The sequence below is a fragment of the Novosphingobium lindaniclasticum LE124 genome (assembly GCF_000445125.1).
In the GTDB taxonomy this organism is placed as follows: domain Bacteria; phylum Pseudomonadota; class Alphaproteobacteria; order Sphingomonadales; family Sphingomonadaceae; genus Novosphingobium; species Novosphingobium lindaniclasticum.
Genome location: NZ_ATHL01000019.1, coordinates 1 through 14,823, shown reverse-complemented (window position 1 = coordinate 14,823; position 14,823 = coordinate 1). Strand labels below are relative to the sequence as shown.

Below are 14,823 nucleotides of genomic sequence, written 5' to 3'. Positions count from 1 at the left end.
GCGGTTTCGCCTGTGGACAACAGGGCTCCACGCTTTGCCTTGACAGAGGCTGGCGTGCAATCAGGCTAGTCAAGGTAAATTTCTTCGCGCACGTGCCTGCCAGGAGAACGAAATGAGCATCAACATCGGACCGCCGGCGATCGAAGAGCTTCGTCCGCGGATTGTCGTCATCGGCGTGGGCGGTGCCGGCGGCAACGCCATCGCCAACATGATCCAGGCCCAGATCGAGGGCGTGGACTTCGTCGTCGCCAATACCGACGCCCAGGCGCTCAACAATTCGATCGCGGAAACGCGCATCCAGCTCGGTCCGGAAATCACGCAGGGCCTGGGTGCCGGCGCGCGTCCGGAAGTGGGCCGCGCAGCCGCGGAGGAAACCATCGAGGACATCGAGCGCCTGCTCGAAGGCGTCCACATGGTGTTCATCGCCGCCGGCATGGGCGGCGGCACCGGCACCGGCGCCGCGCCGATCATCGCGCAGGCCGCGCGCGCCAAGGGCGTGCTGACCGTCGGCGTGGTTTCCAAGCCCTTCATGTTCGAAGGCACGCGCCGCATGCGCTCGGCCGACGCGGGCATCGAGGAGCTTCAGAAGCACGTCGATACGCTGATCGTCATTCCGAACCAGAACCTGTTCCTGGTCGCCAAGGCGGAAACCACCTTCAAGGAAGCGTTCTCGCTGGCCGACGAAGTGCTCCAGCAGGGCGTGCGCTCGATCACCGACCTGATGATCATGCCGGGCCTCATCAACCTCGACTTCGCGGACGTCCGCTCGGTCATGGGCGAGATGGGCAAGGCGATGATGGGCACGGGCGAGGGTGAAGGCCCGAACCGCGCGCTCGAGGCGGCCGAACGTGCCATCGCCAACCCGCTGCTCGACGGCGTGTCGATGCAGGGCGCCAAGGGCGTGATCATCTCGATCATCGGCGGCGACGACATGAAGCTGCTCGAAGTCGACGAAGCCGCGAACCACATCCGCGAGCTGGTCGATCCCGATGCCAACATCATCTGGGGCTCGGCCTTCAACCCCGATCTTCAGGGCAAGATCCGCGTCTCGGTGGTCGCCACCGGCATAGAGCAGACGACGGAAATGGCCGAAATTGCCTCGCGCCCGCTGAACCTCAGCACTTCGCGCGGCCCGGTGCGCCCGATGGTCTCGCGTCCGGTGCCCAGCGCGCCGGCTCCGCTCGTCACCCCGGCTCCGGCCGCTGCCGTTCCTCCTGCGCCTGCCGCTCCGGCTTCCGAACCGTTCGAGCTTTCGACGCCCGCCCCGGAAGCGGCCGAGCCCTTCGAACTGGAACTGGGCGCCAGCCAGGAAGTCGAACAGGAAGCCCCCGTCGCTTATGCCGGACTGCGCAATGGCGGTGCGGAATCGCTCGATCGCGCCGCCGCGCAGGCGCCCGCTGCGCCGCATTATTCGGCGCCTCAGCACGCGGCCCCGCAGTTCTCTGCAGGCGCCCAGCGCGAGCAGGACGAATTGCGGCTGAACGGCGGCCAGGCCGTCTCCCGTGCGCCCGAGCCGGCCCCGGCTCCGGCGCCGGTTCAGCCCGCTCCGGCCCGGCCGGCAGGTGGAAGCACTCTGTTCGAGCGCATGACAAGCCTGTCCCGCCCCAAGGCGGCTCCGGCAGAGCCTGCGGGCGACGATGACGACGGCGGTTCGATCAGCATTCCGCGTTTCCTCGGCCGTCAGAACAACCAGTAAGGACGATGGGCGGAAAGCCGGTCTCCCGTCACGCCAGAGAGTGACGGGACCCGATTTCCGCCCGTTTTCGCAAGGTTCATGATCGGCCGGGCATAGGCGGAAGACCGGTCTTGTGCAGGTCGGCACAGTGAAGAGTGGCGAGGCCCGAGTGCGTTCGGGCCTTCGCGCGTATAAGAGAAGGTTGCGCGGGTTTTGCGGTTACGTCAGCGGGTTTCGAGCAAATGGCTGGTCTCGGCCGCCACCTCCGTCGCGCTGGCCGTGCCTGCCTTGGCTCTGTCGTCCGCCGCTTTTACCGCGTCTGCCGCACCGGTGGTCCAGGCGCTGCCGAGTGCCGACCAGCAGAAACTGCAAGCGGCGCTGGCACGGTTGGGCCGCGATCCGCGCGACGTTTCGGCGCTGATCGATGCGGGTGACGCGGCGCGTAAACTCGGCGATTTCGACGCCGCGATCGGGTTCTACCGCCGTGCCGACGAGATCTCCGGCGGCAACGCGCGGATCAAGGCGGGGCTTGCGGCCTCCCTGGCGCAAAGCGGGGATCCGGTGGCGGCCCTGCCGCTTTTCGCGGAAGCCGAGCGGGCTGGAGCCAGCACGGCGCAACTGGCCGCCGACCGCGGGCTGGCTTACGACCTCGTGGGCGACAATGCAGCGGCGCAGCGTTACTATATGCTGGCGATCGGCGGCGTGAACGATGAGGAAGTACGCATGCGCCTGGCCATCAGCCAGGCCATCGCGGGCGATGCGAAGGCTTCGGAAGCGACGATCATGCCGCTGCTGCGCAAGCAGGACAAGCCGGGCTGGCGCACGAGGGCTTTCTCGCTGGCGATCGCGGGAGACACCAAACAGGCGGTCGAGGTCTCGAACACGATACTGCCGCCCCAGCTCGCGCAGAACATCGCGCCTTACTTGCGCTATATGCCACGCCTGACCCGCGCCCAGCAGGCGGCGGCGGCGAACCTCGGCAAATTCCCGCGCGCTTCTGAAATCGGCAACGACGATGCGCGGATCGCCGCCTACAAGTCGCAGCAGATCGCCCGAGCGGACGCCAATCTCGTGCCACGCGGCGAAGCGCTTGGCAGCGGCAGTTCGGCCGCAGCCGCTCGCCCGGCGAAGACATCCACAAACACCAGGAAGGGCGGCTCCCGCACCGGCGCGCGGGTCGCGTCTGCACCTGCGACCGGTTCCTATCGTCTCGGCGCGGGACGCGCCAATTCCGCGCGGACGACCGCGCCAAGCGCCGGAGCGGAGCCCGCGCGGGTAGCTCCGCCCGAGCCGATGCCGACGATCGAACGCGGCGCCGCCGCGACGGGCGAACTGCCGCCGATCCATGCCAAGCCCGCCGTATCCGCGGCTTCCCAGGCCGTAGCGTCACCCGCTCCGATCGCGTCCGCGTCCAGTCGCGCTCTGCCCGTCGCAACGCCGACCTCGACAGTCCCTCCCTCGACAGTCCCTCCCTCGACAGGCCCGACCTCGACAGCACCTGCCGCACCGGCGCGTGTGGCAGGCACTCTCGCTCAGGCCGTGCCCGCCAAGCCGACGGTCGCGGAAGCGCCGCCCGAACCCAGCGCGCAGCAGCTCTCGCTGGAGCAGATCTTCGCGGATCTCGGCAAACCGACGATGCAGATCATGCCCGCCGTCGGCGCTGTCGACATTCGGCAGATCGAGCCGGCTCGTCCGCCGGCCCCGAAGATCGAGGCACCCAAGCCCGATCCGGAAGCGCCAAAGCCGGCGGAGAAGTCGGCCGCCAAGGCCGATCCCAAGGAGAAATCGAACGCCAAGGCCAATGCCAAGTCCGTCGAGGACGAGGAAGCCGCCGCCGGCAAGGCAAAGCCCAGGACCAAGGCCGAAATCGCCAAGGCCAAGGCGGAAGCCGCCAAGGCCAAGAAGCCGGCTCCGCCGTCGCATCCCAGCCGCATCTGGGTGCAGATCGGGGTGGGCCGGAACAAGGCGGCGATCGCATTCGATTGGCGCCGCTACACCAAGCAGTCGCCCGCGCTGTTCAAGGGGCGCGAGGTCTACGTCAGCGAAATGGGGCGCACGAACCGCATGCTCGTGGGACCGTTCGCCACCCAGAAGGCAGCCAGTGCCTTCATGGCCGATGCCCGCAAGCAGGGCTTCTCCGATGCCTTGCCCTGGACCAGCCCCGCCGGCCAGGTCGTCGATCCGCTCTCCGCCGATTGACGGAACCGTGCGGGTTCGCCGGAGCGCTCCAGCGCGCCGCGATGTCATCGAAGCGTCGGAAATCGAGAGCGTTTCGCCTTATCCACATCCTGTAAACAGGCTTGTGCAGTTTTGCGCAGGCGATCGCATGACCCGGATTGTGCTTGCCCCCTCTGGCGAAGCATCCATGGCACCTCGCGTCGCGGAGGGCAAATGTCGGAAATCATGAGAACGGTACAGGACGACATCGGCCGGGAGGACGAATCCGCTCCGATCGAAATGCTGGCGTCGCTGTTCGAGGCCCGCGACTGGGCGTTCGACCACGCCGGTGAGGACGAGATCTCCGCGGAAGTGAAGGGTGCCTGGGCCACTTATCAGATCCAGGCGGTCTGGCGGGCGGAGGACCGGGTCTTGCAATTGCTCTGCCTGCCCGACATCCGCGTCGCCGACAGCAAGCGGCAGGCCATGTTCGAGGCTTTGGCCCTCATCAACGAGCAGATCTGGGTCGGCCATTTCGACACCTGGTCCAGCAGCGGCGTGGTGCTCTATCGCCACGGGTTGATGCTGGGCGAGGACGGGCTGCTCGGACCCGGCCAGGCGCAGACCGTGGTAGAGGCCGCGATCGAGGAATGCGACCGGTTCTATCCCGTTTTCCAGTTCATCCTCTGGGGCGACAAGACGCCGACCGAAGCATTGGCCGCCGCGATGATCGACGCGGCCGGAGAAGCCTGATGCGGTTCGGCGCGTTTCGGTGCTTCGCTCACCCCGGGCAATGACGGCGGCGGCTATCCTGCCTTACGGACTTGGCAGCTTTCCGGCGCTTCCCTAAGCGCAATGCACGGTGCAATGGAGCGCGTATTTCCGCGTAAGGGGAACGAGATGGATCGCTTTGAGAACATCCTGCTGGTCGGTTGCGGTAACATGGCCGGCGCCATGCTCGAGGGCTGGCTGAACGGCGGCATTCCTGCGGAACGCTTCACTATCGTCGATCCGCGCCGCGCCGAAGCGCCGCAAGGCGTGACCCTGCTGCAGGACCTGCCGGGCGAGGGGCATTTCGACGCCGTCATGCTCGGCATCAAGCCGCAGGGACTGGATGATGCCGCCCCCGCGATCGCCCCTCTGGTCGGGCCCCGGACGGCGCTCTTCTCGATCCTCGCCGGAGTGGAGTTCGACAGCCTCGCCGCGCGTTTCCCGGATGCCGGAGCGATCGTGCGGATCATGCCCAATCTGGCCGCCGCCATTGGCAAATCGCCCATCGCGCTCGATTCGCGCGGGCTGGACGAAAGCGGCCGTGCTGCCGTCACTGCGATGATGGCGCACCTGGGCACGCCGGAATGGCTGGCGGAAGAGGCCCTGTTCGATTCCGTGACCGCTCTGGCCGGGTGCGGTCCTGCTTTCGTCTACCGGTTCATCGACGCTCTCGCCGCAGGCGGAGCCGCGCTGGGCCTCGATGAAGGACAGGCGCAGCGGCTTGCCGTGGCGATGGTCGAAGGCGCGGCCCAGCTTGCGGCCGCTTCGCCGTTGTCACCCGGCGACCTGGCGGACAAGGTCGCCAGCCCCGGCGGATCGACCCGTGCCGGCATGAACGTGCTCGACGCGGACGCCGCGCTGACGCGATTGATCGCCGCCACGATGGCCGCCTCGCGCGACCGCAATGCCGAAATGGCCGCAGAGGCGCGCCAGGGCTGAAGTTCTCACTCTTCGCTTCCGGCAATTTTTTACATTTTGACACAATGTAGATGGACCGGTTTTCCTTGAATTCCCGCTGCGGACAGCCGATATTCCAGCCAGTCGGGCGCTGCATTTCGCTGGCGCCCGCGTAAGGGAGTTTGAAATGGCGAATTGGAACGACCCCCAGCCCCGCACGGGCTTCGGTGCGTCTCCGAGCCTTGACGGACGCGAAGCCGGCCGGGCCACGTATGACGCGGGCCTGCGCAGCTACATGCTGTCCATCTACAACTACATGGCCTCGGGCGTGCTGCTTTCGGGTATCGTGGCGCTGGTCTTTGCGAATTCCGGCATGGCCATGCAGGTTTTGACGACGCCGCTGCGCTGGGTTGTCATGCTGGCACCGCTCGGGTTCGTGATGGCGATGAACTTCGGCCTGAACCGGATGAAGACCTCGACGCTGCAGATGCTCTACTGGGCCTTCTGCGTGGTCATGGGCCTGTCGCTCTCGACGATCTTCCTGGCCTTCACGGCTACCTCGATCGCCACCACCTTCTTCGCGACGGCAGCCTCGTTCGCGGGCCTCAGCCTGTTCGGCTACACCACCAAGAAGGACCTCTCGGGCTTCGGCACGTTCCTGATCATGGGTCTGTTCGGCATTCTGATTGCAATGCTGATCAATATCTTCGTGGGTTCGACCGTGCTCCAGCTGGCGATCTCGGTGCTGGGCGTCCTGATTTTCGCGGGCCTCACCGCCTACGACACGCAGATGCTCAAGAACCAGTACGCGCAGCTTCGCGGCACCGAATTCCTCGGCAAGGCCGTGATCATGGGCGCGCTCAGCCTCTACCTGGACTTCATCAACATGTTCCAGTTCCTGCTGAGCTTTCTGGGCGATCGCCGATAATCCACCGTTTTTCGACGGATGAAACGATCATGCCCGGTGCGATTCGTCGCACCGGGCATTTTCATTGGACTCGAGTCGATATAGAATCCCGCTCATTCTGAGAACTGGAGTGTCCGGGGTGGTTAACCTGAAGAAAAGAGGCCTTTTGCGCGGTCTCACGTTGATGGCGGGCTCGCTCGTCGCCGTGCTGTCGGGCTGCGGTCCCAAGAAAGTCGCCGTCGCGCCGCCGCCCCCGCCGCCGGTGGTGGTCATCCCGCCGCGGCCGATGCCGCCGCTGGGCGCCTCGCCCAACATGGTCGTGCCGGCCCTCGCCGTCGACGGATCGCGCCGGACCGTCAACACCGGGATTTCTTCCGCCCAGGCCCTGTGGAACTTGCGCTCGGCCTACAATGTGGCCGCGCTCAATTGCATCGGGCCGCAGTACGAGCCGATCCTCAGCGGCTACAAGGACTTCCTGAAGAAGCACGGCAAGACTCTGACGTCGACGAACAAGGCGCTGGACAAGGAGTTCAAGACGCGGTTCGGTGCCAAATCCGTGCGCGAGCGTGAGGCTTACCAGACCCAGGTCTATAACTACTTCGCCCTGCCGCCGGTGGTGCCGGCGCTTTGCAACGCGGCTATGGGGCTCGCCGTCGAACTTCAGGCGGTTCCGGCCGGGCAGTTGGACGGGTTCGCGATGACCGGTCTCGCCAAGGCGGAAGCGCCGTTCAAGGAATTCTTCAACAGCTACGACCAGTACCGCGCCGACCTGGCGGCCTGGGAAGCGCGTTACGGTGCCGGGGCGGCCGCGAGCGCCGGCAGCGGGGCTACCCCCGTGGCTTCGGCCGGCAATCTGGCGCAGCCGGCTTACGCCCGCTGAGCCCTGTTGGAGCCCGCATCATGTCGGTTCCGCCGAGCTGACCGCCGCGACTGCATTTTTGCTCTTTCCTGGGGAAGAGCACTTCGCTAAGGGGACGCCTCGCGGAACGCTGGGCGTCCTTGCGAAAATACTGGAACGGGGCCGTAGCTCAGATGGGAGAGCGCGTCGTTCGCAATGACGAGGTCAGGGGTTCGATCCCCCTCGGCTCCACCAGTATGACAATCTGAAGCGATCCGGGCCTTCCCGGGTCTCCCCCGGCATGAGGCGTTTGACGCGACATGGCCGGGTTTTTTGTTTATCTGCGATGGCAGGATTGGGGCGCAACGCCGCCGCTCCTGGCAGATGAACGTCTTTGACCGCGCCGGAAACCTATACGATGCACTTTCTCGACCAAGCCAAGATCTACATCCGTTCCGGCGGCGGCGGCCCCGGCGCGGTATCGTTCCGGCGCGAGAAGTACGTGGAGTACGGTGGTCCCGACGGCGGCAACGGCGGCAAGGGCGCCGATATCGTGTTCGAGGCCGTTGCCGGTCTCAATACCCTCATCGACTTCCGCTACACGCAGCACTTCAAGGCCCCGCGCGGCGGCCACGGCATGGGCAAGAACCGCAACGGCGCGGCGGGCAAGGATCTCGTCATCAAGGTGCCGGTCGGCACCCAGATCGTCGATGACGAGGACCGCGAGACCGTTCTGGCCGACCTCACCGAAGCCGGCCAGCGCGTGGTCCTGCTGGAAGGTGGCATGGGCGGGCGCGGCAATGCCAGCTACAAGACCTCCACCAACCGTGCGCCCCGCCAGCATCAGCCGGGCATTCCGCCGCAGGAGATGTGGGTCTGGCTGCGGCTGAAGCTGCTGGCCGACGTCGGCCTGGTGGGCATGCCGAATGCCGGCAAGTCGACGTTCATCAACAAGCTCTCCAACGCCAAGGCGAAAGTCGGCGACTACGCCTTCACCACGCTGCGGCCGCAGCTGGGTGTCGTCACGCACAAGAACCGCGAGTTCGTGCTGGCCGACATCCCCGGCCTGATAGCCGGCGCCGCAGAGGGGGCAGGCATCGGCGACCGCTTCCTCGGCCATATCGAGCGTTGCCGCGTGCTGGTCCATCTGATCGACATTTCGAACACCGATCCGGTCGAGGCGATGCACGTCGTCGAAGAGGAGCTTGAGGCTTACGGCGGCGATCTGGAAGGCAAGCCGCGTCTCGTCGCGCTCAACAAGATCGACCTGGTCGACGATGAGCTGGCAGCTGCCTATGCCAAGGAACTGCTGAAGGCTGGCGCTCACGAGGTATTTCCGATCTCGGGCGCGACCGGCAAGGGCATGTCGAAGCTGCTCGATGCGGTTATCGAGTATCTCCCCGCCGCGACCGTGACCGAGCGTCCCGAAGGCGAGCGCGAAGAGGCTGACGACAAGCCCTGGTCGCCGCTCTGATGCTCGTCCGGTCCGGCGCCTGACCCAAGTCCGGATGAAACCATCAAGGGATGGTTTCCTCAGGGATCAGGCGAATGTTGGCAGGCAGGCCCGTGCTCGCTAGGCCAGGGTGATGAAGATTGCGCAGACGCTTCTCGCCCTGGGGCTTTTCCTGGCTTCGCCTGCCGCCATGGCCTTGCAGGCATCACCACCGGAGGTCGAAGGGGCGCGAATCGAGATCGGCACCAGCTACCGTTTCCATTCGTTCGTGCTCGACGACACGCGTGAGGTGAATGTGTGGCTGCCGGTCGGCTACGACAAATCTCAGGATCGCTATCCGGTCCTCTACCTGCTGGATGGCGGGCTGGACCAGGATTTCATCCACATCGCGGGCCTCGGCCACCTTGCCTCGCTGAGCTGGACGTATGGCCCAATGATCGTGGTGGGCGTGCAAACGAACGACCGCCGTGCCGAACTGACGTCGCGTCCCACCGACTCACGTTACCTCTCCGCCTTCCCTGAAAGCGGGGGAGCCGACAAGTTTCGCCAGTTCCTGCGCGAGGAAGTCATACCTTTCGTCGAAAAGCGCCTGCGCACCGGAAAGCGCCGTGCGATCATGGGCGAATCGCTGGCCGGGCTGTTCGTCGTCGATACGCTGCTGAGCGAGCCTGGGCTTTTCGACGATTACGTGGCGATCAGCCCCAGCCTGTGGTGGGACGACCGCCGCCCGCTCGCCGCCCTGGATCGCACCGCTCGCCTGAAGGACGTGAAGGACAAGCGCCTCTACCTGGCGGTCGGCGACGAAGGCGGGACGATGCAGGACGGGATCGACAGGCTCCGCGCTTTCATGGCCCGCCAGCCTGCGGGTCGGGTGACTTTGCGCTACGACGATTTCAGCAAGAGCGCTTCGCACGCCACCATCTATCACCATGCGGCGGAAGACGCCTTGCGCTGGCTCTATCCGGCCCCGCCTTACGAAGGCGGGGGTACGCCGTGGTTCATGATCGAGGGCGCCTTGCCGCCGCCCGCGAACTGATCGACGAAGCATCGCCCGGTCGGCAGCATCCGATGGAGACCGGCGCATGATTACGTCCTAAGGGACAGGCATGAGCACGAATACCGCCCCGCTGACACGAAGACCCGTCGACGGTCGCGCAGCCTTTTTCATGGTCGGTCTTTGCGCGATCTGGGGCATGCAGCAGACGGCATTGAAGGCAGTGGCATCGGACATGGCGCCGGTCCTGCAGATATGCGTGCGCTCCGGCGTGGCGGCTGTCTTCATCGCCGCATTGGTCTTCGCACGGGATGAGAATCGCGCCCTGCGCGGCGGAACCTGGAAACCGGGCTTGGCGATCGGCGCGTTGTTCGCGCTCGAATACCTGTTCATGGGCGAGGGGCTACGCTTCACCAACGCCTCGCACATGGGCATCTTTCTCTACACCGCGCCAATCTTCACGGCCCTCGGTCTTCATTTCCGGCTGCCGGAGGAGCGTCTGAGCCCGCTGCAATGGCTGGGTATCGTGACCGCATTCGGCGGGGTGGCGGTTTCCTTCCTCGGCGGCGCAGGAGATGGCCCCGCGCGCAGAACGGCCTGGATCGGCGACCTCATGGGCATCGGCGCCGGTGCGGCCTGGGGCGCCACGACCCTGACCTTACGGTTCTCCCGCCTCTCGCAAGCGCCCAGTTCGGTGACGACGCTCTACCAGTTGCTCGGCGCTTTCGTGCTGCTGGGTCTGCTTGCACTCGGCACCGGCCAGACCGCGATGACGGTCACCCCGCTGCTGGGCCTGAGCATGGCGTTCCAGATCGTCTTCATGTCGCTCATCAGCCTGCTGGTCTGGTTCGGAATGCTGCGCGTCTATCTCGCCTCGCGCCTTGGCGTGCTGTCGTTCATGACGCCGCTGTTCGGTGTCGTCTTCGGGGTCGTGCTGCTGGGCGAGCGGCTGGAGCCGGCCTTCATCGGCGGCGCGGTGATGGTCATGGCAGGTATCCTGCTGGTCAGCGGACACGAGATGGTCCGTGCAAGGCAGGCGAAGCGCGCAGCTTCGATGGGGTAGACGGCGCGCACTGTCGCTCGGTAACCCAATGGGGAGGGCGCTTTCTCTCGCAAGTGCTTTCCACGGCGCGGCATCTGTCCTAGAGGCTCTGCCTCCATGCCTATCTCGCGCCTTTCCGATCTCTCCGACAGAGCCCTTGCACCTCGCCTTGTCATCAAGGTGGGCTCGGCGCTGCTCGTGGGCAAGGAAGGCGCGCGGCGGCGCTGGTTGACCGCGCTCGTTGCGGAGATCGCCGAAGCGCGGGCGCGCGGACAGGATGTGATCGTCGTCTCCTCGGGCGCGATCGCCCTGGGCGCGGCGACGCTGGGGCTGGAAAAGGGCGGGCGCGGTTCGCTGGCCGACGCGCAGGCTGCTGCCGCCGTCGGCCAGATCGCGCTTTCCGGGCTCTGGGCCGAACTGCTCGGCAGCCACGGCCTTACCGCCGCGCAGATGCTGCTGACGCTGGACGACCTCGAGGACCGCCGCCGCTACCTCAACGTCACCGCCACGCTTACGCGCCTGCTCGATGCAGGGGCGGTCCCGGTGATCAACGAGAACGATTCGGTCGCCACCCAGGAAATCCGCTTCGGAGACAACGACCGCCTTGCCGCGCGCGTCGCCCAGGCGGCGCAGGCGAGCGCGGTGCTGCTGCTCTCCGACATCGACGGCCTCTACGACCGGCACCCGAAGGAACCCGGCGCGCAGATGATCCCGGTCGTCGAGGGGGTGACGCGCGAAGTTCACGCCATGGCGAGCACCGAATCGAACTCCGGCATGGGTTCGGGCGGCATGGTCTCGAAGCTGCAGGCGGCCGAGATCGCGGAACTGGCGGGCATCTGCCTCGTCATCGGCAACGGCCAGCACGAACGCCCGGTCGCCCGTATCATCGGGGAAGGCATCGGCACCTTGTTCCTTCCCCGCCGCAGCGCAAGTGCGCGCAAGGCCTGGCTGGGCGGGCGCCTGCGGCTCAAGGGCAGCATCCATGTCGACGCCGGTGCCGCCGTAGCCTTGAGGCGGGGCTCGAGCCTGCTCGCCAAGGGCGTGACCGGCGTGGAAGGCCACTTCGACCGCGGCGATCCGGTGGCTATCGTCGATGCCGAGGCGCGCGTCGTCGCCCACGGGCTTTCCGAATATCATGCCGGGGAATGCGCTGCGATCCGAGGGCTTCACTCCAGCGAACAGGCCGAAGTGCTCGGTTATTCGCCCCGTTCATCCGTCGTGCATCGCGACCAGCTTGTTCTGAAGTGATGGAAATAGATCGTCCCACCATCGCGCTCACTGGCGCCACCGGCTTCGTCGGCCAATCTCTGCTCGATGAAGCCGTCGCCGCCGGGTACGACGTTCGCGCGCTCACCCGCCGCGAGCAGGAGCCGCGCGAGAACGTCACCTGGGTGCGCGGCGAATTGCGCGACACCGGTTCCCTGTCCGAACTGACGCGGGGCGCTGAAGCCATCCTGCATGTCGCCGGCGTGGTCAGCGCGCCGGACGCCGCCAGCTACGAAGTGGGCAACGTCACCGGCACGCTCAACCTCATCGAGACGGCGGTGGCCAAGGGTATCCGCCGCTTCGTCTTCGTCTCCTCGCTTTCGGCGCGCGAGCCGCAGCTTTCCGCCTATGGCGCCTCCAAGGCCAAGGCCGAGAAGTTCCTGCGCGCCAGCCCGCTGGACTGGACCATCGTGCGGCCGCCCGCGATCTACGGGCCGCGTGACAAGGAGATGTTCGAGCTGTTCCGCGCCGCGCGATGGGGCGTGGTGCCGGTGCCCAGGGGCGGCTCCGCCTCGATGATCCACGTCGAGGATCTCGCGCGCCTGCTGGTCGCGTTGGTGCCGGGGGGCGAGGACGTGACCGGCAAGCTCTTCGAACCCGACGACGGCAAGCCGCTCGGCTGGGACAATGTCGAGATGGCGCGCGCCATCGGCGCCGCCGTGGGCCGCCGCGTGCGGGTGCTCTCCCTGTCGGCGGGCGCGCTGAGCAAGGCGGCGAAAGTGGACCAGTTCCTGCGCGGCGACGGCGCGAAGATGACGGCGGATCGCGCGGCCTACTTCAGCCATCCGGACTGGGTGGTCAGCGCCGAGGCTGCGGTGCCGGCGTCGATCTGGCAGCCTCGTATCGATACGCGCGACGGGCTGCGGGCAACGGCCGAGTGGTATCGGGCGAACGAGTGGCTTTGAAGAAGCAGGAAGTCCCGGGGGATGATCCCCCAGACCCTCCGAATGTCGATGCTGCGGGCCGCCTATATGTCGGGCACTCCTTGCGGCGCCGCCGATAAGTCTCCCGACGCGGCCATGGGTGCGGGACGCCGTGGGCCAGCGTGACCTCGTCAGTAACGGGGGGCAGGGGTGATGACCCCTGCTTTGCCTTTTCTACTTGAACGGAACCGCCGCCTGCACGACGCCGGTGCAAGGCCCGAACCCGATCGAAACCGCGCCTTCCGCCACGAAGCGGCCCGAGAGCATGAGTTCGTCGCCGTCCTCGAGGAACGTGCGCGTCTCGCCCGTCGGCAGGGTCACCTTTTCGCGGCCGGAACGGGTGATTTCCATCAGGCTGCCCTGCGTGCCATGTTCCGGCCCGGAGATCGTGCCGGTGCCGAGCAGGTCGCCGGGGTTCATCTCGCAGCCGTTGGAAGCGTGGTGCGTGACCATCTGCGCGATGGTCCAGTACATGTTGCTGGCCGGGCCACGGCTGAGGCGCTCGGCAGGCAGACCCTGCTCGCGCATCTTCTCGGTGCTGAGGCGCACTTCGAGATCGAGCGAAAGCGCGCCTCCTCGCTGGTCGGCCTCGTCCCAGAGGTAGGGCAGGGGCCGGGGATCGCCTTCGGGGCGCGGGGGCTGCGCGATGCGGAACGGGGCGAGGGCTTCCATCGTCACGAGCCAGGGCGAGACGGTAGTGAGGAAATTCTTGGCGAGGAACGGGCCGAGCGGCTGGTATTCCCAGGCCTGCAGGTCGCGCGCGGACCAATCGTTGAGCAGGGTCAGGCCCGCGACATGGTCCAGCGCCGCCTCGATCGGGATCGGCTGCCCGAGTTCGTTGCCCTGCGCCATCCACACGCCGAGTTCGAGTTCGTAGTCGAGCCGCGCGATCGGTCCGAACGAGGGCCCTTCCGCATCTGGGGCCTTGGTCTGGCCGTTGGGGCGGATCACCGGGGCGCCGCTCGGCCGGACGGTGGAGGCGCGGCCGTGGTAGCCGATGGGGACGTGCTTGTAATTGGGCAGCAGCGGATTGTCGGGGCGGAACAGCTTGCCGATGTTGGTGGCGTGGTGGATGCCGACATAGAAGTCGGTGTAGTCCGCGATCCGCGCGGGCAGATGGAGCGTCGCCTCGGCCATGGGCACCAGCAGCGGCTCGACTTGCGGGCGCTCGGCGGCGCCTTTCGCCAGCAGCGCGGAAAGGCGGCGGCGCAAGGCGCGGCGAGGACCGGCGCCGAGTGCCAGCAGGGGGTTGAGCGTATCGCCCGAAGCGGCCCCGGCGGCTTCGAGTGCTTCTCGCTCAAGCAAGCCGGAGCCCGCCAGCGCGGCCAGATCGAGCACGCTGTCTCCGATCGCCACGCCGCCGCGCGCCGCTTCTCCCGGCCGGGAGAACACGCCCAGGGGCAGGTTTTGTATCGGAAAGTCGCCGTGGCCGTTCGCGCTTTCCACCCAGGAGCGCAGTGCGCCGTCATGGGTTTCGTCGATTGCGGCCATGGGTATCTCCTCTCGGGTCAGTGTCTTCGCGGGCTTTCCTAGCGGCTCGGCCGGGCGGCGTCACGGTCCCTCTTCGACATCGTCCCAGCCGTGGGTTTCCGTCATGAGGAAGGGCACCGGATCGCCGCGCGCATCGCGCGCGGGTCGGAAGCGGAAGCGTTCGGTTATGCGCTGGCAGGTTCCGGCGTCCACGTCGGGCCTGCCGCTGGAAGAAACCACGGTGCAACCGCTGACCCTGCCGTCCACGCCGATGCGGTAGCGGACGGTTATGTCTGCGCCTTCGCGCGCCTTGCGCAAGTCGGCGGGAAGATCCGAGAAGCGAATGCGGCCGGCGACCTGGCGGGGAAGCCTGGCCACGCCGGCGTTGGCACCTTGGCCATCGCCGCCCCTTCCGCCGCCGCCGCTTCCG

General features: G+C 66.8%; 13 protein-coding genes and 1 tRNA gene. 12 read left to right on the top strand and 2 right to left on the bottom strand.

Annotated elements, in window-relative coordinates; translation table 11 throughout:
* Positions 1–112: 112 nt before the first annotated feature.
* The 12 genes from ftsZ (at position 113) to L284_RS27125 (ending at position 12,905) form a co-directional block, all read left to right on the top strand.
* Positions 113–1,696: a cell division protein FtsZ gene (gene ftsZ / locus L284_RS27180; RefSeq protein ID WP_021232423.1), complete on the top strand. Its 1,584-nt coding sequence runs from the start codon at positions 113–115 to the stop codon at positions 1,694–1,696.
* A gap of 192 nt (positions 1,697–1,888) precedes the next feature.
* Positions 1,889–3,874, top strand: a complete 1,986-nt coding sequence (locus L284_RS27175; protein ID WP_031341405.1) for an SPOR domain-containing protein — start codon at positions 1,889–1,891, stop codon at positions 3,872–3,874.
* A 204-nt stretch (positions 3,875–4,078) separates the two neighbouring features.
* Complete coding sequence (locus L284_RS27170) at positions 4,079–4,585, top strand: type III secretion system chaperone family protein (RefSeq protein WP_031341404.1); 507 nt, start codon at positions 4,079–4,081, stop codon at positions 4,583–4,585.
* A 147-nt stretch (positions 4,586–4,732) separates the two neighbouring features.
* Positions 4,733–5,542 (top strand): pyrroline-5-carboxylate reductase family protein, encoded by an 810-nt coding sequence (locus L284_RS27165; protein WP_031341403.1) that lies wholly within the window; start codon positions 4,733–4,735, stop codon positions 5,540–5,542.
* 145 nt (positions 5,543–5,687) lie between these two features.
* Complete coding sequence (locus L284_RS27160) at positions 5,688–6,428, top strand: Bax inhibitor-1/YccA family protein (RefSeq protein ID WP_021232419.1); 741 nt, start codon at positions 5,688–5,690, stop codon at positions 6,426–6,428.
* Between the two features lie 145 nt (positions 6,429–6,573).
* On the top strand, positions 6,574–7,287 hold the full coding sequence (locus L284_RS27155) for a hypothetical protein (protein ID WP_152524594.1): 714 nt from the start codon (positions 6,574–6,576) through the stop codon (positions 7,285–7,287).
* Positions 7,288–7,424: 137 nt separating this feature from the next.
* Positions 7,425–7,500: transfer RNA gene (locus L284_RS27150), tRNA-Ala, on the top strand.
* A 163-nt stretch (positions 7,501–7,663) separates the two neighbouring features.
* The gene (obgE, locus tag L284_RS27145) at positions 7,664–8,719 is read left to right on the top strand and encodes a GTPase ObgE (RefSeq protein WP_031341401.1); all 1,056 of its coding nucleotides are present in this window, start codon (positions 7,664–7,666) and stop codon (positions 8,717–8,719) included.
* Between the two features lie 112 nt (positions 8,720–8,831).
* Positions 8,832–9,734 (top strand): alpha/beta hydrolase, encoded by a 903-nt coding sequence (locus L284_RS27140; RefSeq protein WP_021232416.1) that lies wholly within the window; start codon positions 8,832–8,834, stop codon positions 9,732–9,734.
* Positions 9,735–9,804: 70 nt separating this feature from the next.
* A complete protein-coding gene (locus L284_RS27135) occupies positions 9,805–10,755 on the top strand; it encodes a DMT family transporter (RefSeq protein WP_031341399.1) in 951 nt (316 codons plus the stop codon).
* A 96-nt stretch (positions 10,756–10,851) separates the two neighbouring features.
* Complete coding sequence (gene proB / locus L284_RS27130; RefSeq protein ID WP_021232414.1) at positions 10,852–11,982, top strand: glutamate 5-kinase; 1,131 nt, start codon at positions 10,852–10,854, stop codon at positions 11,980–11,982.
* Positions 11,982–12,905 (top strand): NAD-dependent epimerase/dehydratase family protein, encoded by a 924-nt coding sequence (locus tag L284_RS27125; RefSeq protein WP_021232413.1) that lies wholly within the window; start codon positions 11,982–11,984, stop codon positions 12,903–12,905. Before proB ends, L284_RS27125 begins: the two co-directional genes overlap by 1 nt.
* Before the next feature lie 192 nt (positions 12,906–13,097).
* Here L284_RS27125 and fahA read toward each other — a convergent pair whose 3' ends face one another.
* Both fahA and L284_RS27115 read right to left on the bottom strand, forming a co-directional pair.
* The gene (gene fahA, locus L284_RS27120) at positions 13,098–14,414 is read right to left on the bottom strand and encodes a fumarylacetoacetase (RefSeq protein WP_021232412.1); all 1,317 of its coding nucleotides are present in this window, start codon (positions 14,412–14,414) and stop codon (positions 13,098–13,100) included.
* Positions 14,415–14,474: 60 nt separating this feature from the next.
* Positions 14,475–14,823: TonB family protein (locus L284_RS27115; RefSeq protein ID WP_021232411.1), on the bottom strand; the 349-nt coding region annotated here is incomplete at its 5' end.